Source organism: uncultured Amaricoccus sp. (genome assembly GCF_937858865.1).
GTDB lineage: Bacteria > Pseudomonadota > Alphaproteobacteria > Rhodobacterales > Rhodobacteraceae > Amaricoccus.
Genome location: NZ_CALLYO010000261.1, coordinates 1 through 1085, shown reverse-complemented (window position 1 = coordinate 1085; position 1085 = coordinate 1). Strand labels below are relative to the sequence as shown.

At 69.0% G+C, this 1085-nt stretch carries 1 protein-coding gene; it reads right to left on the bottom strand.

From position 1 onward, the window contains the following. The coding region (locus Q0112_RS07345) for a heme lyase CcmF/NrfE family subunit (protein ID WP_297973373.1) at window positions 1-1057 on the bottom strand (1057 nt) is incomplete at its 3' end. Window positions 1058-1085: the final 28 nt, after the last annotated feature.

Here is a 1085-nt window from a genome sequence, read left to right as displayed (position 1 = left end):
CGACGAGCCCGCTCTCGCGGCTGACCATGGCGAAGACCGCGTCCGAGCGCAGCACAGGTGCGCGCCAGGCGTAGAGCATCAGCGAGCCGCCGATGAAGGCGGCGAGCAGCCAGAGCAGGTAGATGCCGCGCTCGGGGTCGTTGGCGAAGGCGTGCACGCTGGTGATGACGCCGGAGCGCACGACGAAGGCGCCGACGAGGGAGAAGGAGAAGGCGAGGATGGCGAGGAGGATCGTCCAGCTCTTCAGCGTGTCGCGCTTCTCGACCACGATCGCCGAGTGGAGGAGCGCGGCCGAGATCAGCCAGGGCATGAAGCTGACGTTCTCGACCGGGTCCCAGAACCACCAGCCGCCCCAGCCGAGCTCGTAGTAGGCCCAGATCGAGCCGAAGGCGATGCCGATGGTGAGGAACACCCAGGCGAGCAGCGTCCAGGGCCGCACCCAGCGCGCCCAGGCGGCGTCGATCCGCCCCTCGATCAGCGCGGCGATGGCGAAGGAATAGGCCATCGAGAGCCCGACGTAGCCGAGGTAGAGGAAGGGCGGGTGGAAGGCGAGGCCGGGGTCCTGCAGCAGCGGGTTGAGGTCGTTGCCGTCGATCGGCGGGACGGGCAGGCGCAGGAAGGGGTTCGAGGTGAGGAGGATGAAGCCGAAGAAGGCGACGGCGATCGTCGCCTGCACGGCAAGGACGCGCGCCTTCAGCACCGGCGGCAGGTTGCCGCCCCAGATCGCCACCATCGCGCCGAAGAGGGTGAGGATCAGCATCCAGAGCAGCATCGAGCCCTCGTGGTTGCCCCAGGTCCCGGCCAGCTTGTAGACCATCGGCTGCGCCGAGTTCGAGTTGAGCGCGACGAGGCGGACCGAGAAGTCGGAGACGCCGAACGACCACATCAGCGCGGCGAAGGCGGCGAGGGTGAGGGCGAACTGCACCAGCGCCGCCGGCACCGCGAGCCGCATCCAGTCCGACCAGCCGCGCGCGGCGCCGATCATCGGCACCGTCGCCTGTGCCACCGCGACGAGGAAGGCGAGGATGAGGGCGAGATGCCCGAGCTCGACGATCATGTTCTTCCGACTCCGGGTTCGTGGCGCA